Source organism: Caballeronia sp. GAFFF2, assembly GCF_023631485.1.
GTDB lineage: Bacteria > Pseudomonadota > Gammaproteobacteria > Burkholderiales > Burkholderiaceae > Caballeronia.
Genome location: NZ_JALQDA010000023.1, coordinates 293,250 through 315,776, shown reverse-complemented (window position 1 = coordinate 315,776; position 22,527 = coordinate 293,250). Strand labels below are relative to the sequence as shown.

General features: G+C 61.8%; 22 protein-coding genes. 8 read left to right on the top strand and 14 right to left on the bottom strand.

Annotation, left to right across the window (positions count from 1 at the left end; genetic code table 11):
• Positions 1-39: 39 nt before the first annotated feature.
• On the bottom strand, positions 40-642 hold the full coding sequence (locus NCT04_RS15065) for a septal ring lytic transglycosylase RlpA family protein (protein ID WP_250466280.1): 603 nt from the start codon (positions 640-642) through the stop codon (positions 40-42).
• A gap of 666 nt (positions 643-1,308) precedes the next feature.
• Between NCT04_RS15065 and NCT04_RS15060 the strand changes: the two genes are divergently transcribed.
• The 3 genes from NCT04_RS15060 to NCT04_RS15050 all read left to right on the top strand — a co-directional run bounded on the left by NCT04_RS15060 (position 1,309) and on the right by NCT04_RS15050 (position 3,138).
• On the top strand, positions 1,309-1,953 hold the full coding sequence (locus tag NCT04_RS15060; RefSeq protein ID WP_250466279.1) for an MBL fold metallo-hydrolase: 645 nt from the start codon (positions 1,309-1,311) through the stop codon (positions 1,951-1,953).
• Positions 1,950-2,585 carry a 3'-5' exonuclease family protein gene (locus tag NCT04_RS15055; RefSeq protein WP_250466277.1) on the top strand — a complete coding sequence of 212 codons (636 nt, stop codon included), beginning with the start codon at positions 1,950-1,952 and terminating at the stop codon, positions 2,583-2,585. Before NCT04_RS15060 ends, NCT04_RS15055 begins: the two co-directional genes overlap by 4 nt.
• An 82-nt stretch (positions 2,586-2,667) precedes the next feature.
• Positions 2,668-3,138 carry an Lrp/AsnC family transcriptional regulator gene (locus NCT04_RS15050; protein WP_244826692.1) on the top strand — a complete coding sequence of 157 codons (471 nt, stop codon included), beginning with the start codon at positions 2,668-2,670 and terminating at the stop codon, positions 3,136-3,138.
• Between the two features lie 3 nt (positions 3,139-3,141).
• Here the strand turns inward: NCT04_RS15050 and NCT04_RS15045 are convergent, their stop codons facing one another.
• The 3 genes from NCT04_RS15045 to NCT04_RS15035 form a co-directional block, all read right to left on the bottom strand.
• A complete protein-coding gene (locus NCT04_RS15045) occupies positions 3,142-4,323 on the bottom strand; it encodes a cation diffusion facilitator family transporter (protein ID WP_250466275.1) in 1,182 nt (393 codons plus the stop codon).
• A gap of 192 nt (positions 4,324-4,515) precedes the next feature.
• The gene (locus NCT04_RS15040) at positions 4,516-4,818 is read right to left on the bottom strand and encodes an H-NS histone family protein (RefSeq protein WP_244826690.1); all 303 of its coding nucleotides are present in this window, start codon (positions 4,816-4,818) and stop codon (positions 4,516-4,518) included.
• Between the two features lie 352 nt (positions 4,819-5,170).
• On the bottom strand, positions 5,171-5,836 hold the full coding sequence (locus NCT04_RS15035; RefSeq protein ID WP_250466273.1) for a HugZ family pyridoxamine 5'-phosphate oxidase: 666 nt from the start codon (positions 5,834-5,836) through the stop codon (positions 5,171-5,173).
• A 203-nt stretch (positions 5,837-6,039) separates the two neighbouring features.
• Between NCT04_RS15035 and NCT04_RS15030 the strand changes: the two genes are divergently transcribed.
• Positions 6,040-7,218, top strand: a complete 1,179-nt coding sequence (locus NCT04_RS15030) for an MFS transporter (protein WP_244826688.1) — start codon at positions 6,040-6,042, stop codon at positions 7,216-7,218.
• Positions 7,219-7,275: 57 nt separating this feature from the next.
• On the opposite strand, the gene NCT04_RS15025 is transcribed toward NCT04_RS15030, so the two are convergent.
• A complete protein-coding gene (locus NCT04_RS15025) occupies positions 7,276-8,421 on the bottom strand; it encodes a branched-chain amino acid ABC transporter substrate-binding protein (protein ID WP_244826687.1) in 1,146 nt (381 codons plus the stop codon).
• 595 nt (positions 8,422-9,016) lie between these two features.
• On the opposite strand from NCT04_RS15025, the gene NCT04_RS15020 reads away from it, so the two are divergent.
• Positions 9,017-9,718, top strand: a complete 702-nt coding sequence (locus NCT04_RS15020; RefSeq protein WP_250466311.1) for a dienelactone hydrolase family protein — start codon at positions 9,017-9,019, stop codon at positions 9,716-9,718.
• 128 nt (positions 9,719-9,846) lie between these two features.
• Here the strand turns inward: NCT04_RS15020 and NCT04_RS15015 are convergent, their stop codons facing one another.
• On the bottom strand, positions 9,847-10,032 hold the full coding sequence (locus NCT04_RS15015; protein ID WP_244826686.1) for a hypothetical protein: 186 nt from the start codon (positions 10,030-10,032) through the stop codon (positions 9,847-9,849).
• A gap of 253 nt (positions 10,033-10,285) precedes the next feature.
• Positions 10,286-11,524, bottom strand: coding sequence for an MFS transporter (locus NCT04_RS15010; RefSeq protein WP_250466272.1), 1,239 nt, complete (start codon positions 11,522-11,524; stop codon positions 10,286-10,288).
• A gap of 384 nt (positions 11,525-11,908) precedes the next feature.
• Here NCT04_RS15010 and NCT04_RS15005 point away from each other — a divergent pair, with 384 nt between their 5' ends.
• The 3 genes from NCT04_RS15005 (at position 11,909) to NCT04_RS14995 (ending at position 14,127) form a co-directional block, all read left to right on the top strand.
• Entirely contained in the window at positions 11,909-12,121 is a 213-nt protein-coding gene (locus NCT04_RS15005; protein WP_244826684.1) for a hypothetical protein, read from the top strand.
• A 62-nt stretch (positions 12,122-12,183) separates the two neighbouring features.
• The gene (locus tag NCT04_RS15000) at positions 12,184-13,218 is read left to right on the top strand and encodes a serine/threonine protein kinase (protein WP_250466270.1); all 1,035 of its coding nucleotides are present in this window, start codon (positions 12,184-12,186) and stop codon (positions 13,216-13,218) included.
• Between the two features lie 186 nt (positions 13,219-13,404).
• A complete protein-coding gene (locus NCT04_RS14995) occupies positions 13,405-14,127 on the top strand; it encodes a PepSY-associated TM helix domain-containing protein (RefSeq protein WP_250466269.1) in 723 nt (240 codons plus the stop codon).
• Between the two features lie 126 nt (positions 14,128-14,253).
• Here NCT04_RS14995 and NCT04_RS14990 read toward each other — a convergent pair whose 3' ends face one another.
• The 7 genes from NCT04_RS14990 to NCT04_RS14960 all read right to left on the bottom strand — a co-directional run bounded on the left by NCT04_RS14990 (position 14,254) and on the right by NCT04_RS14960 (position 22,499).
• Entirely contained in the window at positions 14,254-15,465 is a 1,212-nt protein-coding gene (locus tag NCT04_RS14990; protein WP_250466267.1) for a PepSY-associated TM helix domain-containing protein, read from the bottom strand.
• 135 nt (positions 15,466-15,600) lie between these two features.
• Positions 15,601-16,620 (bottom strand): XdhC family protein, encoded by a 1,020-nt coding sequence (locus tag NCT04_RS14985; RefSeq protein WP_250466265.1) that lies wholly within the window; start codon positions 16,618-16,620, stop codon positions 15,601-15,603.
• On the bottom strand, positions 16,593-17,138 hold the full coding sequence (locus tag NCT04_RS14980) for an SRPBCC family protein (protein WP_250466264.1): 546 nt from the start codon (positions 17,136-17,138) through the stop codon (positions 16,593-16,595). Before NCT04_RS14980 ends, NCT04_RS14985 begins: the two co-directional genes overlap by 28 nt.
• A gap of 18 nt (positions 17,139-17,156) precedes the next feature.
• Complete coding sequence (locus NCT04_RS14975) at positions 17,157-18,368, bottom strand: vWA domain-containing protein (RefSeq protein ID WP_250466262.1); 1,212 nt, start codon at positions 18,366-18,368, stop codon at positions 17,157-17,159.
• Complete coding sequence (locus tag NCT04_RS14970; RefSeq protein WP_250466310.1) at positions 18,344-19,240, bottom strand: AAA family ATPase; 897 nt, start codon at positions 19,238-19,240, stop codon at positions 18,344-18,346. The genes NCT04_RS14975 and NCT04_RS14970 overlap by 25 nt, the downstream gene beginning before the upstream one ends.
• A 63-nt stretch (positions 19,241-19,303) precedes the next feature.
• Positions 19,304-20,104, bottom strand: coding sequence for an FAD binding domain-containing protein (locus NCT04_RS14965; protein WP_250466260.1), 801 nt, complete (start codon positions 20,102-20,104; stop codon positions 19,304-19,306).
• A gap of 13 nt (positions 20,105-20,117) precedes the next feature.
• Positions 20,118-22,499, bottom strand: coding sequence for a xanthine dehydrogenase family protein molybdopterin-binding subunit (locus NCT04_RS14960; RefSeq protein ID WP_250466258.1), 2,382 nt, complete (start codon positions 22,497-22,499; stop codon positions 20,118-20,120).
• Between the last annotated feature and the right edge of the window lie 28 nt (positions 22,500-22,527).

Sequence of the window (22,527 nt, the reverse complement as noted above, 5' to 3'; positions counted from 1 at the left end):
CCGTCGCGATGACGGCCTTTTCATGGATCAGACGCAGGTTCAGTTCACGCCGTCATCCGCCAGCGACTGCGATTGCTCGCGCGCCGCCCGCGCTTCCTGCTGCGTCAGTCCTTCGATCTTCACCTTTTGCGTGCCGCTGCTGCTCATGTCCAGCGCCGATGCAGCCGCGTACGAAAGATCGATCACGCGGCCACGCACGTAAGGTCCGCGATCGTTGATCTTAACCACCACCGTCTTGTGATTCGCTTCGTTCGTCACGCGCACCCATGATGCCAGCGGCAGCGTGCGATGAGCGGCGGTCATCGCATTCATGTTGAATTTCTCGCCGCTCGCCGTCTTGCGGCCGTGGAACAGGCGACCGTACCAGGAAGCCTTGCCCTGTTGCTCGAATTCGCCGACGTTCGGACCGCTGGTAATCGGCTGCGCGTTGGCTAGCGACTCGCCCTGTGCTTGCTTCGGAGCAGGCACGGAGCTCAGGTTGTTGTCGAAAGCGAGGGGTGCGGTGGAGCGGGCACTCGTCGTGCTAACGGTAGCTGTTGTCTGAGGATTGGACGCGATGTCGCCCGAACCCGGCGCGGCGCAGCCAGCCAGTACTGCGACGGCTAGCAAGCTACCGACATGTCGAAGATATCGAGCATTCATAGGCGTGTCTTCATTGTTTGTAGAGCGGCCGCGCCGCGCTCAAAGCGCGCGCAAGACTGCTCGAAAGGCAAGCCGCGCAAAGCAGGACGCCGTTCGAACCAGCGAACGGCGAACTGATGCTCGGATGCGGCGTACTCTTGCCGCAAAGCCCGGTTATTGTTCACGTCTGGCGCAGCCTGTCCCCGGCAGCCTGACCAGACCCCACGTGCCGCCATCGAACGTGACAACGGTTCGCGCGCTATGAGAAGTTGTTTCAGCGCAGGAACGGCGGCGTAGGCCCCATCCGGTGCGACGGCAGCTAAGGCCGTCTGACAGACGCGCGGCGCCTGACCGGACAAGACGTGTGCACCAAATAACGGTGCTTGAGTTGCAGTTACGAGGCTTTCAGCCCCCAACAGCGTACTGATAACAATTGTAAAAACGCACTAGCGTTCAGACTTTTGTCCATTGACGGCATGGTCAAAGCCATGCACAAGTGTCGTCATTATACAAAAAAACGGGGGTCCGGCTCCTCCGACTGCATATTTCGTCATTGATTTTCGCTATGACCGTAAGAATTGCAGCTCTGGAAGCGGCCTCCGGGCCTTTATGGAGGCTGACGCGAGCGTGATCCGGCACCGGTACAATGCACCTTTTTACACGCGACTTCGTCCCGGTGAGAGTCTTATGAAAGTCATTCTTGTGCCCGTGACGCCGTTCCAGCAAAACTGCTCCATCGTAATCTGCGAGACGACGCAGCGCGCCGCCGTGGTCGACCCCGGCGGCGACATCGAGCGCATCATTGCCGAGGTCGAGCGGCAAGGCGCGAAGGTCGAAAAAGTGCTGCTGACGCATGGTCATCTAGATCACTGCGGCGGCGCGAAGGCACTCGCGGAACACTACGGCGTCACCATAGAAGGACCGCATCGGGAAGACGCGTTCTGGATCGACCAGTTACCCGCGCAATCCAAGCGCTTCGGTTTTTCGGATGCCGAAGCCTTCACGCCCGAGCGATGGCTCGAAGACGGCGACACCGTGCGGTTCGGCGAGGAAAGCATGGAAGTCTATTTTTGCCCCGGTCATACGCCCGGACACGTGGTGTTCTTCAGCCGCGAGCATCGGCTGGCGCTCGTCGGCGATGTGCTGTTTGCCGGCTCCATCGGTCGCACCGATTTTCCGCGCGGCAATCACGCCGAACTGATCCGCTCCATCCGCGAGAAGCTCTGGCCGCTCGGCGACGACGTGACCTTCGTGCCGGGCCACGGACCTGCATCGACACTTGGCGAGGAACGCCGCTCCAATCCCTATGTGGGCGACGGAGTGAGCGCATGAACGCCATTCCGGAAATCTATGTCAGCACGGATGTCGAAGCCGACGGTCCCATTCCCGGTCCGCACTCGATGCTGAGTTTCGCGTCGGCCGCGTTCACGGCGGACAAACAGCTCGTCAGCACGTTCTCGGCGAATCTGGAAACACTCGAAGGCGCGGCGCCGCATCCTGTTCAAGCGGCATGGTGGAAGACGCAGCCTGAGGCTTGGGCCGCGTGCCGTATCGATCTGCAGAAGCCCGAAGTCGCGCTCGTCAAGTACGTCGAATGGGTGGAGGCCCTGCCCGGCAAACCGGTGTTCGTGGCGTATCCAGCAGGCTTCGACTTCACCTATATGTTCTGGTACATGATGCGCTTCGCCGAACGCTGTCCTTTTTCGTGGTCCGCGCTCGACATCAAGACGCTGGCTTTTGCGATTACCGGCTTGCCGTATCGGAAGGCGATCAAACCGCGTCTGCCCAAGCACTGGTTCGACGACCTGCCGCATACGCACGTCGCGCTCGATGACGCTATCGAGCAGGGCGCGCTCTTTTGCAACATGCTGGCGGAGCTTCGTGCCTCGCAGGCCGCCACACAAGCCACTGCGGGCGAAACTGAAAGCATCGTCGAAGGTAAAAACGCGCCGACAGGCCGGTGAGTTAGGGAAACTACCTCAGTGCAGCCGCTTTGCATTGCGTTTCTTTTTCTGCGCCTCTAACATTAGGTCAGATCGCGACCGAATGGAGGCGCAGTTGACTCTAGATACATTCTCACAAAAAATCCTGCGTCTCCTGCAACTCGACGCGCGGCGGTCCGTTCAGGAAATTTCGGATCAGGTCGGGCTTTCGAGTACGCCCTGCTGGCGCCGTATCAAGGACATGGAGCAGTCCGGCGTCATCCAGCGTTACACCGCTCTCCTCGACCGGGAGAAGCTCGGCCTGCACGTCTGCGCGCTCGCGCATATTCATTTGACGCGGCACACCGAGGGCGGCGTCGAACAGTTCGAGCGCGAGATCGCCACCTGTCCGGAAGTGACCGAGTGCTACAGCACTACGGGCGAATCCGACTACATTCTCAAGATCGTGGCGCCCGACATCAAGTCATACGACGCGTTCCTGCACGAGCGCATCTTCAAGATTCCGGCCGTGGCGCAGGTTCGCACGAGCGTCGTGCTGCGCGAAATCAAGTTCGATACGCAACTGCCACTCTGAACATCAAGGTCGAACGGGCGCGTCACGCGTCGTTCGAAGCGCATGGGTTACGCGTAACTCGTGCGCGCCAAGCTTTCGCTTGAGGGCATCGATATCGATTCGGGCAAGGCGCGCCGCCGCGTCTTCGCCTAATTGATCTGGCAAATGCGCTGGCAAAACAATATCGATATCGAAGCCGCTGCTCAGGTAATGCAGATTCAATTCCTCTATTGGCAAGCTCTCTGCGCCGAAAGCGGCGCGCACGGCGTCCATTGCAGTGGACCGCAACGGGAAATCGCCGGGCAGCGGGTTGAGCGCGTCGCTTTCCGGATCGACGTGAATGAGCGCATCGATCACGCGCGGATCGGTCATTACGTGCGCACGCGCCGATTCGGCAATGAAATGCCCCTCCGAAACCGAAATACGCGGGTCGACGAGAATATGCGCGTCGACGATTGCCAGGTCGCCCATTTTCCGAGTACGTAATTCGTGGACTTCACGCACACCGGGCGTGCTTAGCAAAATGGCGCGTAAATCGGCGGCGGCGGTTTGATCGAGCGCCCGGTCCGACAAATCCTGGAGCGCATCCCACGCGAAACTCCAGCCCATTTTGCCGACCATGAAACCGACCAGTGCGGCGGCAATCGGATCGAAAAATTTAAGTCCTGCGAGACTGCCGATAATTCCAAGCGCCACGACGAGTGACGAAGCGGCGTCCGAACGTGCATGCCAGGCGTTGGCCACGAGTAATGCCGAGCGCACGCGTTCTGCCGCGCGCAGCATATATCTGAACAAGGCTTCTTTCGATACGAGGACGATTAACGCAACCACCAGCGCGCTGGCGTGAACGGGGGGAATATCGTCCAGGTTTAGAACTCGCGTGCCGGCGCGCCATAACATTCCCGCACCGACTGCAATCAACAATCCGCCGAGGAATAACGACGCTACCGTTTCATAACGGCTATGACCATAGTTGTGATCGTGATCCGGCGCTGCCGCCGAACGATGGTTGGCAATCAGAACGATGAAATCGGAAACCAGATCGGATAGCGAATGGACGCCGTCCGCGAGCAGCGCTTGAGAATGGGCAATAAAACCCACGGTCAGTTGCGCCGTGCTTAAAACGCAGTTGAGCGCAATGCTGGTCCAGGTAGTCGTCCGCGCAACGTCCTGCTTTTCCTTGGCACGAGCCGTCGAAAGCGACATGTAATTTGCCTTGAGCCAAACATGTATGTCGATAAATCTTAACGCCGTGCCTGGCTTCACGCTTTCAATGCGCTCTTCGCTCGGGAAATAGCACAGACGGCGATTAATACGTGCCGTTACGCGTGCGAACTCGCTAGTCGGAAAAAAAGCCGCGTTCTAAGCGCGGCTCTTTTTACTGAAATCTGGCCCGACTTATCTGCCAATCAGAAAGCTATCGCGGTCCTGTCCCGCAATCCACTTTGGCGGCTTACCGCGGCCCGACCACGTGCTACCGCTTTCCGGGTCACGGTATTTCGGTGCAACGCCGTTACGGGCACGAGATGCCTTCGGAGTCTTAGCGCCGCGACCACCGGCTAGTTCCTGAAGCGTGATGCCGTAATCCGCCATTTTCTGCTTGATCTCATTGAGCACTTCGGCGTATTCACGCGACTTCGCTTCTTCAATCTGACGTTCCAGAGACTCGCGCTGCGCGAGAAGTTCCTTGTATGAAGGCATGGCAATTTCCTGAGTGGTTTGCTGAATTACGAGTCTGTCGCCCGCTTTACGTTTTCGATAAAGCCTCGGATGGCACGCAGATTAACACATATCGGATTAAGGCGGCATGTGCGCATTGCCACTTAAATTGAGTTTCAGCGGCTTTCCTCGTAACAATGGGCCGTCTGTTCGCTTCTCGCCCGTAGCACCTCTCGGGAAAGTAGTAAGGAATAGACGTCGTTAATCGTGAAAAATTGGCGCGCAATGAAATGCCGTCGACGCTCTTTGGGCAAATATTTCACCGGATGACAGTTTAGATGCAGCCGTTCCTCATAGTAAGCTGTCTTTTTGCCATCCGGTTAATGAATGCTGCCTAGCTTTGCCGCTCGATGCAATCGATTAGCGCGGTCCTCAATTCGTCCCCGTTAAGTTTCGGCTTATCGAAGGTAAAACGATTGCGTGTGCCGTCGCGCAGCAAATCGCATCCGTAACGGTCTATCCCTAATAATGCAAGATTCGCCGGCCGAGCGTTATAAGCATCGAAAATCTTGCAGAGCGCGACTTCATCGGCGGAAGAAACCGGCTCCAGATCATCCAAATCTTCTGCGCGCAGCCATCCCATTGCACCAAAACCGCCAATAAATCGCATTCGTTCCAGCGACATCAGCCAGAACGAGAAATCACCCAACTCCAGATAACGCCCCGCGTCCGGGTGATATCGCAAATAACGACGCGACAGTTCTTCATATTGCGCAAGCGGCGCGGGCGCGAATGTACCGAGCATGGTCAATCGCTGTCCTTCGAGAACGCGCCCTTCCGCCGCGTGAGTAATCAGAAAACCGGCCCGTCCGTCTGCCTGAAGATTGCGTGTATGTTCGGCGAGCTGGCTGATCAACAACATTGGCGTATGGTGAGCGGTCGGCGCAAAAGGCAACGCGGTTGGATAAGGAAAACCGCGTGGGTCTCGCGACTGCGTGGCGAGCGTGCCTTCTGGCATGCGATGCAGCAAATGCAAAGGCGCTTGCGACGGGATATGCATGAATCTCCTTTCTGATTATTCGAGTTTGATGCGACCGATGGTAAAGCACGGGCATCGAGCGTGTCTGCTAGCCGTTCGATAGAATCGAAAGCTCCCGCGAAATGAGGCAATCTGCAAGGTTGTCCTGCGTTCGCATCACTCTTTCAAACTCTTCGTTCGTGTCCGACTCGACCTCTCTTTCCGCCTCCCGCGAGTCAAATCCGATGCAAGCCTTGCATCGCAGCCTCCCGGCCGCCGCCCGCAAGCGCGCCCGCTATTCGACGATGGCCGTGTTCTTCATCGCCGGCATGATGTACGCCTCGTGGGGCGTGCATGTGCCGACCGTGCGCGACAAGTTCGCGCTCAGTCCCGGCATGCTGTCGTTCGCACTCTTCGCCGTCGCTGGCGGCTCGATCTTCGCCATGCTTACAGCCGGTCCGTGGATCGCGCGAGCCGGCACGCGCATGGCCTGCATGGCGGGCGGCCTCACCATGATGTGCTGCGGCGCGCTGATTCTAGTCGTCCCGGCTTTCTGGATGCTGCTCATCGTGCTGGCGTTTTTCGGCTTCGGCATGGCCACACTCGATGTCGCCATGAACGCCGAGGCCAGCGCCGTCGAAGAAGCGCTCGAGCGCCCGATCATGTCGTCGCTGCATGGCATGTTCAGCGTGGGCGGCATGGCGGGCGCGGCGGTCGGCGGCGCGTTGCTCGCGCACGGTCTTGCGCCTGCCGCGCATCTCGCTCTTGTCTCGGGCGTCAGTCTGATCGTCTTGCTCGTGTCGATGCCCTACGTGCTGCCGCACGTGGCGCATCACGATGAACACGCGAAATCGTCGTCGTCGAATCGCTGGCGCTCGGGCGCGCTCTGGGCGCTGGGCGGCATGGCGCTCGTCGCGTTGATCGCGGAGGGCGCCATGTACGACTGGGCCACCGTGTACATGCGCGACGTCGTGCTGGCCACGCCCTCGGTCGCAAGCGCCGCTTATGCCGCGTTCTCGGGCGGCATGGCGGCCGGTCGCTTTGGCGGCGATGCCGTGCGCGCTCGCTTCGGCGCGCCGCAATTGATCTTCGGCAGCGCGGGACTCGCGTTTATCGGCATGGTGATGGCGCTCGTCGTGCCGAACGCGGTCGTGACCCTGACCGGCTTCACACTGATGGGCCTCGGCCTCGCCAACATGATGCCGGTGCTCTTCGCGGCCGCGGCGCGCGTGGAGGGCGTGACGGCGGCGGAAGGGCTCGCGCAGGTCGCGGGCCTCGCGTATTTCGGCTTGCTGCTCGGACCGGTGCTGATTGGCGGCGTCGCGCAAATCAGCACATTGCCCATCGGGTTGTGCGTGGTTGCGGCTTGCTGCGCCTTGATCGCGCTGATCGGACCGAAGATCCTCAAGCGCCTCAAGATATAAAAAAACGCGCGGACCTTTGAAGTCCGCGCGTTTCCTGGAGCCGAAGGCCCGCCGTCATTACATCTTGACGACGTCCAGCAAGCTCTTCTTGCCCTTCTTGTAGTCGTACAGCGAGATCACGCCGTGCTTCAGGTCGCCCTTCGAATCGAAGGTCGTCTCGCCGATCACGCCCTTGTAGTCCGTGTTCGGCATGGCGGCAACGATCTTCGCCGGATCGGTCGAGTTCGCGCGCTTCATCGCGTCGACGATGATATACACCGCGTCATACGTGAACGGCGCGTAGATCTGGATAGGCTGACCGAAGCGCTTCTGGAACTTCGCCGCGAACGCCTGACCGCCTTCCATCTTTTCGAGCGCCATGCCGGCTTCCGAGCACACGATGTTGTCGGTTGCGTCGCCAGCCAGGTCGGCCAGCTTTTCCGTGCAGACGCCGTCGCCTGCGAGAACCTTCGCGCGCAGGCCGAGCTGCTTGGCTTGCTTCGCGAACGGGCCGCCGGTTGCGTCCATGCCGCCGTACATCACCGCGTCGGGGTTCTCGCCCTTGATCTTCGTCAGAATCGCGCGGAAGTCGACTGCCTTGTCGTTGGTCGCATCGTGCGAAATGACCTTCAGGCCGAGTGCCTTCGCGGTCTTTTCGAACTCGTTGGCGAGACCCTGACCGTAGGCGGTCGAGTCGTCCACCACGGCGACGCTCTTCACCTTCAATTGCTTCGCGGCGTAGTTGGCGAGCGCCGGGCCTTGTTGAGCATCGGTCGCGACGACGCGATACGTCGTCTTGAAGCCTTGCTGCGTGTAGGTCGGGTTCGTGGCCGACGGCGAAATCTGAACGATGCTCGCGTCGCTGTAAATCTTCGATGCCGGGATGGACGTACCGGAGTTCAAGTGACCGACGACGCCGACAACCTTGTCGTCGACCAGCTTCTGTGCAACCTGCGTGGCGGTACGCGGGTCGGCCGCGTCATCCTGCGCGTCGAGTTCCAGCGTGACCTTCTGGCCGCCGATGGTGAGACCCTTCGCGTTGATTTCCTCGACTGCGAGCCGCGCGCCGTTTTCGTTATCCTTGCCCAGGTGAGCAATGCCGCCGGTCAGCGGAGCGACGTGACCGATCTTGACGACCTGGTCGGCTGCTGCGGATGTTGCCAACGTAGCGAACAGCACGGCTGCAGCGCTGATCGGCAACAGTTTGTGAAGCTTGGTGTTCATGTAAGTCTCCAGTTTCGGTCCCAAAAACAACGTAATCGCCCTGTGCCCCGTCTTTCATCACGATCGCTCAGTCCCGTGGACGACCACGCCGGATGCATCGTCATGCACTTGGCAAGTCCTTCTGGCTGGCCATTTTTGGCGGCCGCCATCCGCACTGCGCGCAAGTGTAGGGGTGTCAAATTAAATTAGGGAAGTTTTTTAAGATACTGGTGTGACTACCGATTAAAGGCCAGTTGAGAAGCGCGGGCGTTTGTGGTGGCGTTCCGTGAAGACGCCCTGTTCATGCGGGTTTCCAAGGAGCGGACGTGTGCCGGTTTGAACGCGCTTCAAGAGCGGCGGCCGTTTGCCGATAATCCCGCGCGCTCGCTTCATTAGCCTGTTTTTAAAGCCGCTTAGTCGCCAAGTGTTTAGACCAGCCGCTCTAAAAATCCTTTTCCCGTCAAAGGTCATGCCAGCGCGGCCCGGGCGCGCTCAGGCGTCTGAAAGGGAAAGCTGGCACACTCACTCGCCAACGCGGTCCGAGGCTGGCGAATCAACGCACACAGCCGCCTCAAACGCGCATGTTCAATCGAGCTAAAGGAGCAATGACATGACCATTTCCACCACTTCCCGCTGGATCGACATTCCTGCCGATGGCGGCAGCTTCCAGGGCTATCTCGCCCTGCCAAAGACGGGCACCGGACCCGCTGTGATCATCCTGCAGGAAATCTTCGGCGTGAACGCGCATATTCGCAGCGTCGCCGATCAATATGCGGCAGATGGCTACGTGGCGCTCGCACCGGACGTTTTCTGGCGCACGCAACCACGCGTGGAGTTGGGTTACGACGGCGCGGATCGCGAAAAGGCGATGGAACTGCTGCAAAAGACCAATCTCGATGCAGCCGTCGGCGACGTCGGCGCGGCCGCCCAGGCATTGCGCGCGTTGCCCGAAGTGACGGGCAAGGTGGCGGCCATCGGCTTCTGCTTCGGCGGACGCCTCGCTTATCTGGCGGCGGCGCAAGAGTCGGTCGATCTCGCCGTGGCCTATTACGGTGGCGGCATTCAGAATCAGCTCGATCAGGCCGACAAAATCAAATCACCGATTCAATTCCATTACGGCGAACTAGACGCGCATATTCCTTCCGATGCAGTCGCCAGCGTGCGCGACCGTTTTGCGGGCCGTTCGGATTCGGAACTCTATCTTTATCAGGGCGCCGATCATGGCTTCAATTGCGGCGATCGCGCTTCGTATAACGCGAAGGCATCGGCGCTCGCGCACGGCCGCACCTTGACGTTCCTCGGCGAATATCTGGTCTGAATATATTTCGTTCGACGGCGCGTAATGTTCGCGCCTGAAAAGACAAAACCCGGCTTCACGGCATTAAAGCCGCACCGGGTTTCGATCAGGGGCGGACGTGCTGATTAAAGCGCATCCGCCCGCCGCGCCTACACCAGCGCCGGCAGTCCTTCCACGAGCAGGAACGCAACCAGCACGCCCAATAGCGCGCCGAATACGCGCAAGGCGTTGTTCTTGAAATGCGTTGCGCAGGGAATGGCGCCGAGGAACAAGGCGCCAGCGAGCGCCATCGGGATAATTAGAATGAAATCGCCGATTGTGAAGTAAGTCGTCATGGTGCGTCTCCCTTCTTCCAGCTTAAAGCTCTTGTCGCGGCGCGCTCGAGATAATTCGTCGCGTCGACGCTTCGAGTATAGGCCGGTCGAATCGCCGTGTCGGCCTATATTCGTGCGCCTGAAAACTATTGCATTGCACCAAGCTCATTGAAACAAGGCTTTGCAAACGGAATTATTAAGTAGACGCGGAAAAACCCTTACTTCCCTCATATTTCAACGGGCTTTCAAAATCGCCTCAGCGGAATAATGACGATTAAGCACTCCGCTCGCGCACATTGAGATAAACCGCGCCCGCCATTCCGACCAGCAGCAAAGCGCCGATCAGCGAAGCCACGCCAGGCCAGCCGAACGCCGTCCAAAAGTGGCCGCCGTACGAGCCGATCAGGCTCGATCCAAGGTAATAAGCAAGCAGATAGAGCGCCGCCGCTTGTCCTTTTGCCTGCGCGGCGAGTCGTCCGACCCAGCCGCTCGCCACCGAATGCCCGGCAAAGAAGCCGAACGTCAGGCAGGCAATTCCGCCGATTATCACTGGCAAGGAACCCGAAAGCGTCATCGCGATGCCGAGCATCATCAAAAGCAAACTCGCAATTAGCACGCGCCCGCGCCCGAATACATCGGCGAGCTTGCCCGACCACGGCGAAGCGACCACGCCAGTGAGATAAACCGTGAAAATCGCGCCGATCTGCGTCTGATTGAGCCGGAACGGCGCGCCGAGCAGCCGATAACCCACGTAGTTGTAGAGCGTGACGAAACTGCCCATCAGCACGAAGCCGATGAGAAACAGAAACGGCAATCCGCCGTGGCGCAAATGTCCGGCAAGCGAGCGTCGATGATGGTGGAACCCAACGCCGCGTCGCGGCTTGAAGCGCCGCGATGGCGGCAGCAACGAACGGAATGCCAGCGTCGCGAAAAGCCCGAGCAGCCCGATTCCTCCAATAGCAATACGCCAGCCGAACAGATCGGCGAGGATGCCGCTGATCACGCGACCCGCCATGCCGCCTATCGCGGTGCCGCCGACGTAGAGCCCCATCGCAAGGCCCAGGCCTTCGGGGTGCACCTCTTCCGCGAGATATGCCATTGCCACCGCCGGCACGCCGCCGAGCGCGAAGCCTTCCAGCGCGCGCACGATCAATAGCGCGTGCCAGTTCGGCAGCGCGGCGACGATCATGGTGAGAACGGACGATGCGAGCAGCGACATCGTCATCAAGCGGTGGCGGCTCCAACTCTCCGAAACGAATCCGGCGATGAAAATCGCCACTGCCAGCGCCGCCGTGCTCACCGAGACCGAAAGCGCACTCACCGCCGGGCTTACGCCGAACGCCTTGGTGAACTCCGGCAGCAGCGGCTGCACGCAATAGAGCAGCGAGAACGTGGCATAGCCCGCGAACAACAAGGCCAGCGCCGCGCGCCAGTAAGCGCGCGAGCCGCGCTCGAGATAGGGAATGGAATCAGCTTCAGTTTCGGTGCGCTGCGGCGCCGGCGATGCATTCACAACCAGGGTCTCCGTGTCGACCAGAGAGGATTATTCTGATCTGGTTCAAAGTTGTCGGCCCACGTTCGGCGGCCCAAAACCGCTAAAGATACGCCGATCCTTAGGGTTTTGCCCGATACAGAAATCGGTCACATGTGCCGCAGGACACAACTTAATGCCGAAAAACGTCATCCAATGGCAACAAATGATATCGGCAGGCATCGCGCTCACGCGCCGCGATGCGCTAAAGTAAGGACACAATCGTTCATGGAAGCCGTGTGTGCTGCGCGTCGCGCAACAATGACGCGGCAGGTTGTCTGGTGCACGAGCCGTGAAAAGCCTGTGCTTGGTGAAAATATTTGACCGGCGTTTTATCCTCAGCCGGCACGGAAACGGGGATTCATCATGCAAATCGGTTCGATTGTCCGCTCCGTCCATATTGCCGTGCCTCAGGGCGCACGCGGCATCGTGATGCGAATTCTGGGCGACATGGCTATGGTCGCGTGGTACGCGGGCGAGCCCGGCGTCACTCAACTGCTCAACACGGAGCCGTTCTTTCTCGAAGATCTGATCGATACGGGCGAGATCGTGCGCCCCGCGAACACGGTCGTCCACTGAAGGAACGCTGACCGGCGCGCGGCCGGCGAGCCAGTTGTCCGCGCGCGGGGCACAATGCCGGAATGAACTCAACTCATTCCGATACCCCCGGCGCGCCCGCGCCGAGCGAGGCCCCGCCCTTTGCCGGCCTCGCGCCCGAGCGTGTGCTCGACGCGCTCGACAGCGTGCTGATCCCCGTTGGCAAGCGCACTGACGGCCGCCTGCTGGCGCTCAACAGCTACGAAAACCGCGTCTACCAGGCGGGTCTCGAAGACGGGCCGCCGATCGTCGCGAAGTTTTATCGTCCCGGGCGATGGTCGGATGCCGCGATTCTCGAAGAGCACGCCTTCGTCGCCACGTTGACGGAGCGCGAGATTCCAGCGGTTCCGGCACTTTCGCTGGAAGGCGCGACGCTCCATGAATTCGAAGGCTTTCGCTTCTCCGTGTTCGAACGGCGCGGCGGCCGCGCGCCGGATCTCGACGGCCGCGACACGCTCGAATGGCTCGGGCGCTTCATCGGGCGCATTCATGCGGTGGGCGGCATCGAACCGTATCGCGAACGGCCCACACTCGATATCCAAACCTTTGGGTACGAGCCGCGCGAGTTTCTGCTCACGCATCGCTTCGTGCCCGACGATGTCCGCGAGGCCTACGAGCGCGTCGTGGACATGGCGCTCGAAGGCGTCGCGCAATGTTTCGAGCGCGCGGGCGACGTGCGCCATCTGCGACTGCACGGCGATTGCCATCCGAGCAACGTGCTCTGGACCGATGCCGGTCCGCATTTCGTCGATTTCGACGACAGCCGCATGGGCCCGGCCGTTCAGGACCTCTGGCTGCTGCTGCCGGGCGACCGCGCGGAGGCATCGCGCGCGCTTGCCGATCTGCTCGCCGGATACGAAGACTTCTGCGATTTCGACTCGCGCGAGCTGCATCTGATCGAAGCGCTGCGCACCTTGCGGCTGATTCACTACGCGGCCTGGCTCGCGCGCCGCTGGAACGATCCTGCGTTCCCCGCCGCCTTCCCGTGGTTTAACACGCAGCGTTACTGGGAAGAACGCATCCTCGAACTGCGGGAGCAAGTCGGCGCGATGCAGGAAGGCCCGCTCTGGCCGGTCTGAAATATTTCGTTAGAAATGATCGTGTTAGTTAGTCGAAAAACGTTGAGTTAGGTTTTTCGACATGTAATGATAACGATTCTCATCTGATTGCCTCTTCGTTGCCTCTCGCCGACGCCGCATTTGAACGCGTGTCTAGCCGACTACGGCGAGGCTTTGCCCGAACCAGACCCACTTCCGGAGAGACGCGTGAACGCGCCCGATACACTGAATCCGCAGCCATCCGCGACGAGCGGCGCTTCCTACCGGCCGCATCGGCTTATTGACGATGCCGAGCAGTTCGTCCGCAAAAATCGGTCGCGCCGTTCGGTTTTTCTCAAATGGCTGCGAAAGGTGCACGGCTGGATCGGCTTGTGGGGCGCTTTACTCGGCTTGCTGTTCGGCACGACGGGTTTCCTGTTGAATCACCGCGCGCCGCCGCTGCGTATCTCGACAGGCGAACCGCAGGTTTCGCAGATGCAGATGCCTTTGCCCGCCGAAGGATTCAAGTCGCCGCGCGACATGGGGACGTGGCTCAAGAAGGAATTGAAGATCGACGGTCAGCTTGGCCGCACGCGTCGCGAGCCCGCGCATCCGGTCGGCTGGGGCGACAAGAGCACGATGCAGCCGGAGCAGTGGTCGGTGGCACTGGCCACACCAGGCGGCAACGTGCAGGCGGAATACTGGGTGGGCAATAACTTCGTGTCGGTGAAGCGCACCGAAAACACCTTCCTCGCAATGATGACGAACCTGCACAAGGGCGTGGGTCTGAGCGTGGGCTGGGTGCTGCTCATCGATACGTTCGCGGGCAGCATCATATTGCTGTCGCTGACTGGCGTGCTGTTGTGGACGGAGCTCAACAAGCGGCGCACGGCGGGTGTGGTGATCGTCACCGTCTCGCTGATCGCGGCAATTGTTTGTGGGTTGATGTAAGGCGCTCCCTAGCGCGCTTGGTGCGTGGCGAAGCGGTTTGGATGCGCGGTGTCGCCGTTTTGCCGCGTTGTTCCGCTTTCCCCCATGGCCGGCCTCGCCATGCCGGCGCGAACCACGCGCGCCGCTCTATGCCTTCCTCTTCCGCGGATTATGCCGCGTGAGCCAAAGATACAAACCGCTTCCCAGCACGGCGATGGTCAGCAAATCGAACGCTGCCCAGAAAATTTTGAGCGGCATCCCACCGAAATCGCCGAAATGCAATGGCTGCGAGCCAAGCAGCACTTTCAGATACCACGGCAATTCGCGTGAATCGGTGAGCGCGCCGGTCGATGCATCCACGAGAACCGGCCGCAGGATTCGCGTCGTGAGAATGCCGTCGCCGCGCATCCACACGGCATAGTGATGCGGACTGCTGAAGCGCGTCCCCGGAAACGCCACGAACGACGGAATCATGCCGGGTGCGACGCCCTGCGCGGTCTTCACGACATCGTCGACGGTTGCGCGCACCGTCACCGGCGGCTGGCCATGATAAGGCGCGAGCATCTGCGCGAGCTGATCGTTACGCCAGGCATCGAGCATGAGATCGGCGAGCGTGTTGATGGAACCGGTCGCGCCGACCAATAGCGCCCACGCGAGCGTCAACATGCCGATGGCGTTATGCCAGTCGAGCCAGACGATGCGCCGCTTCTTCGCAAGCCGCACGCGCCCGAGGCCGACCTTGCGCCAGAACGGCAAATACACGACGACACCCGAGACAATCGCCGCGAGAAACATCACGCCCATCGCGCCGAGGAACAGTTTGCCGAAGAGTCCGGCGAACATATCGACGTGCAGTTTGAGCAGCACGAACTTGAGCGATCCCTTTCCCGGCGGCATGCCGAGCGGCCTCGCGGTGCGTGCATCGACGGTGGTGCTTAGCGTGTCGTCGGGCGGTGTATCGGCGCGAGGCGCGGTGACGATGACAGGCAAAAGCGGTTCGTCCGGCTCCCAAATCATGTACTGCGCAACGTGGCCGGAATGCTCCCTCAGCGCGGCGTGCAAGACCGCGTCGTAACTCGCGCGCGCATTCGCCTGCGATGCGGGAAGCGCAGGCGCTTCGATGGCATCGCCCGTCAGCAGGTCGAGTTGGTGACCGAAGACGAGCGGCAGGCCCGTCAGACAGAGCAGCAACATGAACGCGGTGCAGATGAGACTCGTCCAGCGATGCACCACGGACCACCCGCGTAACGCACGGTGGCTCATGTGACGCTGCCCGGTTCTGACGGACGCGGGTTGCGGCGGCGCATCCGCTTGCGCGATTGCGCGGCGGGCATCGCCGGTCAAGGGTTTGCCGGGCATTCGGTGCAGATTGGAAATAGTTCGATGACCTGTCCGCGCAGGCTTGGCGCATCAAAATAGGCCGCGCGGATGAGAACGACGATTATAGGCCGCACGCGATGCGGGCCTGAGCTTGCGAATTCGGGGTCGCCAAACTCATACGCCACACACCTCGCCACTTCCCGCGACTTCCCGCGCGGCCTTTGCGCCTTCCACCTTCAGCAATTCCGGCAAGGACACGCCGTTCTTCGCCGCCGTGACTTCCGCGAGAATCGACACCGCGATCTCGGGCGGCGTGCGGCTGCCGATATAAATGCCCACCGGCCCGTGCAGTCGCGCGAGTTCGGCTTCGTTGAGATCGAACTCCTTCAGGCGCTCGCGCCGCGCGGCGTTGTTGCGCCGCGATCCCAGCGCGCCGACATAGAAGGCGGGCGTTTTCAGCGCTTCCATCAGCGCGAGATCGTCGAGCTTCGGATCGTGCGTCAGCGCGATGACCGCGCAGCGTTCGTCGAGTTTCATGTCCATCACGGTATCGTCGGGCATGGTCCGCACGATGGTCGTGCCCGGCACGTTCCACTCGTCCGTGTACTCCACGCGCGGATCGCAGACAGTGACCTGATAATCCAGCCCCACCGCGATGCTGCACAGATAGCGCGACAACTGCCCCGCGCCGATCACCAGCATGCGATAGCGCGGCCCGTGGATGGTGAGCAGCGTGGCGTCGTCGAAGAGCACGCCATCGGTAGCTTGCGCCGGTTCGAGACGCGCGCGGCCGGTCGCCATGTCGAGCGTGCGCGCGACGAGCCGCCCGCTTTCCACCGCCGCGCACAGTTCCGCGATGCCGCTGTCCTTCGTCAACGGCTCCAGCACGAGCTGAATCGTGCCGCCGCACGGCAAGCCGAAGCGATGCGCTTCTTCAGCGCTGATGCCGTACTTCACCGCTTCCGGCTTCGTCTGCTCGATACCGCGTTGCCGCACGCGCTCGATCAGATCGTCTTCTATACACCCGCCCGACACCGATCCGACCACGTGGCCGTCGGCGCGCACGGCGAGCATGGCGCCTTCCGGGCGCGGCGACGAGCCCCACGTCTTCACCACCGTGACGAGCAATGCGCGATGACCTTCATCGAGCCATCGCGCGCTGTTTTTCAAGACTTCGAGATCCACGCTGTCCATGATTTCTTTCCCTGTTCCTGCCCTGCGTCGCCGCCGTTTTCAGCGTCCGCCGATTCATTCGCCGGTTCACTCGCGCCCTGCAATTGCGCGCTGAAGCGCTTGAAGAACTCGCCCGCGATTTTGCGCGCCGCGCCATCCACGAGCCGCGAGCCGATCTGCGCCAGCTTGCCACCCACCTGCGCATTCGCGCTGTAAGTGAGCCTGGTGGTGTCGGCGGTCTCGCCCGGTTCCAGGTTCACCGTCGCGCTGCCCTTGCTGAAACCGGCCGCGCCGCCCTGCCCTTCGAACACGATGGTGTACGTCTTCGGCGCGTCGATATTCGTCAGTTCCATGCGGCCCTTGAAGCGCGCCTTGACCGGGCCGACCGCCGCTGTCATCGCGACCGCATACGCATTCTCGCCTTCCGCGTCGATGCTGTCGCAGCCGGGGATACAAAGTTTCAGAATCTCCGTGTCGTTGAGCGCTTCCCACGCCCGCGCCTGGGGCACCGGCAAGACATGCGTTTCGGACAGTTCCATTTTTCGTCTCCCTGAAACTCACGGGACGCGACGCGCGCCTGAATCGTGCCGGCCGTGCGCCGCCGCCAGTTCCCGTCCGACAGCGGTGAGACTGTCGAGATTGTGGGCCGCGAGCATCGCATCGACGTGCGGCAGGATCGCGCGCACGCCTCGGGCGCGCGGCGTGAAATCGGCGAATCTCAGAAGCGGATTGAGCCACACCAGCCGATGCGCGAAACGATGCAGCCGCGCAATTTCGGTTTCGAGCACGTCGATGGCCTCGTGATCCAGGCCGTCGGTGACGAGAAGAACGGTCGCGCGACCTGCAAGCACGCGGCGCGCCCAGCGTCGATTGAACTCGGCGAGCGCCCCGCCAATGCGCGTTCCGCCCGACCAGTCGGCGACCTGAAGCCCGAGCGCGGCAATCGCGACGTCCGGATCGCGCTCACGCAACGCGCGCGTGGCGTTGGTCAGACGCGTGCCGAACAGAAACACCTGCAAGCGCTCGCGCGATTGCAAAAGCGCGTGGCAGAAGTACAGCACGGCGCGCGAATATGCGCTCATCGAGCCGGATATGTCGAGCAACAAGACGAGCGGCGGCCGGCGTTCCACGACGGCGCGGTATTTCCACACGGTCCAGTCGCCGCCTGAACGAACCGCGTGACGTGCGCTCGCCTTCAGGTCGGCATGCGTGCCGCGCGAAGCCGCCTTGAGCCTGCGCGTCGGTTCGCTAGCAAGCGGCAGCCGATGCGCGCGAATCTGATGCCGCAGCGTGCGCCACTCGTCGGCGCTCAGGGTATCGAAATCGCGCTGGCTCAGGCGTTCCCGCGCGCTGAACGAGAGGCGCGCGTGCGCTTCCTCGGTCGCGCCTTCCCGCTTCGTTTCAGCCGATGACACCGCGCGCGTGGCGAGCGCATCGGCGAGACGGTTGTTGCGTTTGGGCGGCGGCATGCCGTTCGTCACTTTCGGCAGCAACAGCATGCGCAGCTTGCCTTCCCAGTCGGGATCGCGCCAAAAGAGATCGAAGGCCGCGTCGAAGATGCCGCGCTCGTCGCTCGCGTGAACCAGCAGACACGCGAGCGTCGCGTGCACGTCGTCGCGACGGCGCAGATCGATGAAGCGCAGCGCGTCGATGGCATCGACGGCATGCGCGGGCGACATGCCGAGGCCCGCGCCGCGCAGCAGCCTGACGAAGTGCACGACGTTGCGCGCGATGGTTTCCATCGCTATGACCGCGCCGCCGAAAGACATTGCGCGAGCGTGTCGGCGTCCATGCGCGCGAGGTCGTCCTGATACTTCAACAGCACGCCGAGCGTGTCGCGCACCGACTGCGGGTCCAGTTCCGACACCGACAACGCCGCGAGCGCGCGGCACCAGTCGATGGTTTCCGCGACGCCCGGCGCCTTGAACAGATCCAGCGTACGCAACTCGTGCACGAAGCCGACCGCTCGCGCCTGTAAGTCGCGGCTCGCTTCCGGTGCGCGCGCCGCGACGATCTCGAGCTCGACATCGCGCGCGGGATAGCCGATCCACTGATAAAGACAGCGGCGCTTGAGCGCATCGTGTACTTCGCGCGTGCGGTTCGAGGTCATCACGACGAGAGGCGGATGCGTGGCGCGCACCGTGCCGTACTCGGGAATCGACACCTGAAAGTCCGACAGCAGTTCGAGCAGGAACGCTTCGAACGGCTCGTCGGCGCGATCGATTTCATCGATGAGCAACACGCGCCGCGCGTTCGCGTTCGAAGGATCGGGCAGCAGCGCCTGAAGCAACGGACGCTTCAACAGAAACTCGCCGCGATACAGCGAATCGTTCGAGGGTGTTTCACCCGATGCTTCCGCGAGCCGCAGCGCCATGATCTGACGCGGATAGTCCCATTCGTAGAGCGCGCTCGCCGTATCGAGACCTTCGTAGCATTGCAGGCGCAAGAGCGTCGTGCCGCACAGACCCGCCGCCGCTTTCGCGAGTTCGGTCTTGCCGACGCCCGGTTCGCCTTCGAGAAAGAGCGGCCGCTGCATTTTCAGCGCGAGAAAAAGCGCCGTCGCGAGCTCGCGGTTCGCGAAGTATTGATGCTCGCGCAGTCGCGCGAGCGTCTCGTCGATGGAATCCGGCTCGTTCGGCATCATGGGAAGGCGCGGCGGACTCGAAATCCGCCGCTTGGTTGCTGAATGACTTCGACGTGCTGCCTAGAACGAGTTGGCGCGTTCGATCGCCCGGCCCGCCAGCACCGGAATCAGATGCGCGCGATATTCCGCGCTCGCGTGCATGTCATCGTTGAGTTCGCCGGGCAGGATCTTCACGCCTCGCGCCGCGCTGACGGAAAAGTCTTTCGACAACGCCGCCTCCAGCTCGGCCGCACGAAACACGGAAGACGCCGCGCCCGTCACGCCAACGCGCACGCCGTCTTCATGCTTTGCAACGAACACGCCGACGAGCGCGAAGTGCGAAGCAGGGTTGCGAAACTTTTCGTACGCGGCGCGCTCGGCGAGCGGAAATTCCACCGCGACGATCAACTCGTCCGGTTCCAGCGCGGTCTGATACATGTCGATGAAAAACTCATCCGCGCCAATGCGCCTGCGATCCGTCACCACCGTCGCGTTCAGCGCAAGCACGGCGGCCGGATAGCACGCGGCGGGGTCGTCGTTGGCAAGCGAACCGCCAATCGTGCCGCGCTCGCGCACCTGTCTGTCGCCGATTCGGCCAGCCAGATCGGCGAGACCGGGCAGCGCCTTTCGAACCTGTTCGTCCGATGCAACCTGCGCGTGGCACATGGCGCCGCCGATGATCAGCTTGCCGCCATCGAGCGCGATGCTTTTCATCGACGCGATGCGCGTCACATCCACGAGCGCCGATGGCTGCGCGAGCCGCAAGCGCATGGTCGGCAAGAGGCTCTGGCCGCCCGCGAGGAATTTGGCATCGCCGTTGGCGGCAAGCGCGGCAACCGCAGCCTGAGTCTCGCCGGGACGTTGATAGTCGAATGCGTACATGTTCGTTCTCCGTTCAGGCGCGTTGGGCGGCGTGCATTGCGGACCACACGCGATGGGGCGTCGCGGGCATCTGCAAATCCTTCACGCCGAGCGGCGCGAGGGCATCGAGAATCGCGTTGATGACGGCGGGCGGCGAGCCGATTGCGCCCGCTTCGCCGCAGCCCTTCACGCCGAGCGGATTGTGCGAGCACGGCGTGCCCTTCGCGGTTTCGACGGTGAAGTTCGGCAAGTCGATGGCATGCGGCATCGCGTAATCCATATACGAGCCTGAGAGCAACTGGCCGGTGGTGTCGTCGTAGACGCAGCGCTCGAGCATCGCCTGGCCGATTCCCTGGCCGAGCCCGCCATGCACTTGCCCTTCGACGATCATCGGGTTGATCACGTTGCCGAAGTCATCGACCGCCGTGAACTTCTGAATACGCGTTTCACCCGTGTCCTGATCGACTTCCACTTCGCAGACATACGCGCCCGACGGATAAGTGAAGTTGGTCGGATCGTAGAACGCGTTTTCGTTCAGCCCCGGCTCCATGGTTTCCAGCGGGAAGTTGTGCGGCACGTAGGCGGCAAGCGAGACATCGACGAAACTCTTCGTGCGGTCCGTGCCCGCCACGCGGAACGTGCCGTTCTTGAACTCGATGTCCTCCACCGCTGCTTCGAGCAGATGCGCGGCAATCTTCTTGGCCTTCGCTTCCACCTTGTCGAGCGCCTTCATGATCGCCGAGCCGCCGACCGAAATGGAGCGCGAGCCATACGTGCCCATGCCAAACGGAATACGGCCCGTGTCGCCGTGAATGATCTCGACGTTGTCGATATCCACGCCAAGCCGGTCCGCGACCACTTGCGCGAAGGTCGTTTCGTGCCCTTGTCCGTGACTGTGCGAGCCGGTGAAAACCGTGACCGAGCCGGTAGGATGCACGCGCACTTCGCCCGCCTCGAACAAGCCCGCCCGCGCGCCGAGCGCCCCCGCGACATTCGAGGGCGCGAGCCCGCACGCCTCGATATAGCACGAATAGCCGATGCCGCGTAGCTTGCCCGCTTTCTCCGATTCCGCCTTGCGCATGGCAAAGCCTTGCACGTCCGCGAGTTCGAGCGCGCGGTTCAGACACGCGTCGTAATCGCCGACGTCGTAGGTCAGGCCGACCGGCGTCGCGTACGGAAACTCGCGTATGAAGTTGCGGCGGCGCAGTTCGACCGGATCGATATTCAACTCGCGCGCCGCCGTTTCGACGAGCCGCTCGACGACATAGGTCGCTTCCGGACGGCCCGCGCCGCGATAGGCATCGACGGGAACGGTGTTGGTGAAGACCGCTTTGACTTCGGCGTAGATCGCGGGCGTGGTGTATTGGCCGGCGAGCAAGGTCGCGTAGAGCACGGTCGGAATCGACGAGGCGAACGTCGACAGATACGCGCCCATGTTCGCCGTCGTGTGCACGCGCATCGCGAGAAACTTGCCGTCTTTGTCGATGGCGAGTTCTGCTTTGGTGACGTGATCGCGGCCATGCGCGTCGGAGAGAAACGCTTCGGAGCGCTCGGCCGTCCACTTGATCGGACGCCCGACTTTCTTCGACGCCCACGTCAGCGCCACGTCTTCCGGGTACAGGAAAATCTTCGAGCCGAAGCCGCCGCCCACATCCGGCGCGATGATGCGCAGTTTCGATTCCGGCAGCGACAGTACGAACGCCGCCATCAGCAGCCGCTCGACGTGCGGGTTCTGATTCGCGACGTAGACCGTGTAGCTTTCGTCGTGCTTCGAATAGCTCGCGTTGACGGCGCGCGGTTCGATCGCGTTCGGCACGAGGCGCTGGTTCACGATATCGAGCGTCGTCACGTGCGCGGCCTGCGCGAAGGCGGCGTCGGTCTTGGCCTTGTCGCCGTGGCCCCAGTTGTAGCAGACGTTGTTCGGCACGCTGTCGTGCACTTGCGGCTGGCCGTCGCCGGCGGCGCTGCCGGTATCGACCGCGGCGGGCAGCACGTCGTAATCGACCTCGATGAGTTCGAGCGCGTCCTTCGCTTCCTTGATGGATTCGGCGACCACGAGCGCGACCTGATCGCCCACGTGCAGCACCTTTTCGTTCGCGATGACGGGATGCGGCGGCTCTTTCATCGGCGAGCCATCGGTGCTGTGGATCAGCCAGCCGCACGGCAAGCCACCGACATTTTCGCCGGCAAGATCCTTGCCCGTGAAAATGGCGATCACGCCCGGCGAAGCCTTGGCCGCTTCCATGTCGATACCGCGAATCTTCGCGTGCGCGTGAGGCGAGCGCAGGAACGCGGCGTAGCTTTGCTGTGGAAGGACGACATCGTCGGTGTACTGGCCGGCACCCGTCAGGAAGCGATAGTCTTCCTTGCGCTTGATGCCAGCGCCAATCAGTTTCTGTTGCTCAGGGGCATTCATCGCGGTCTCCTTGATAGGCGCGAAATCC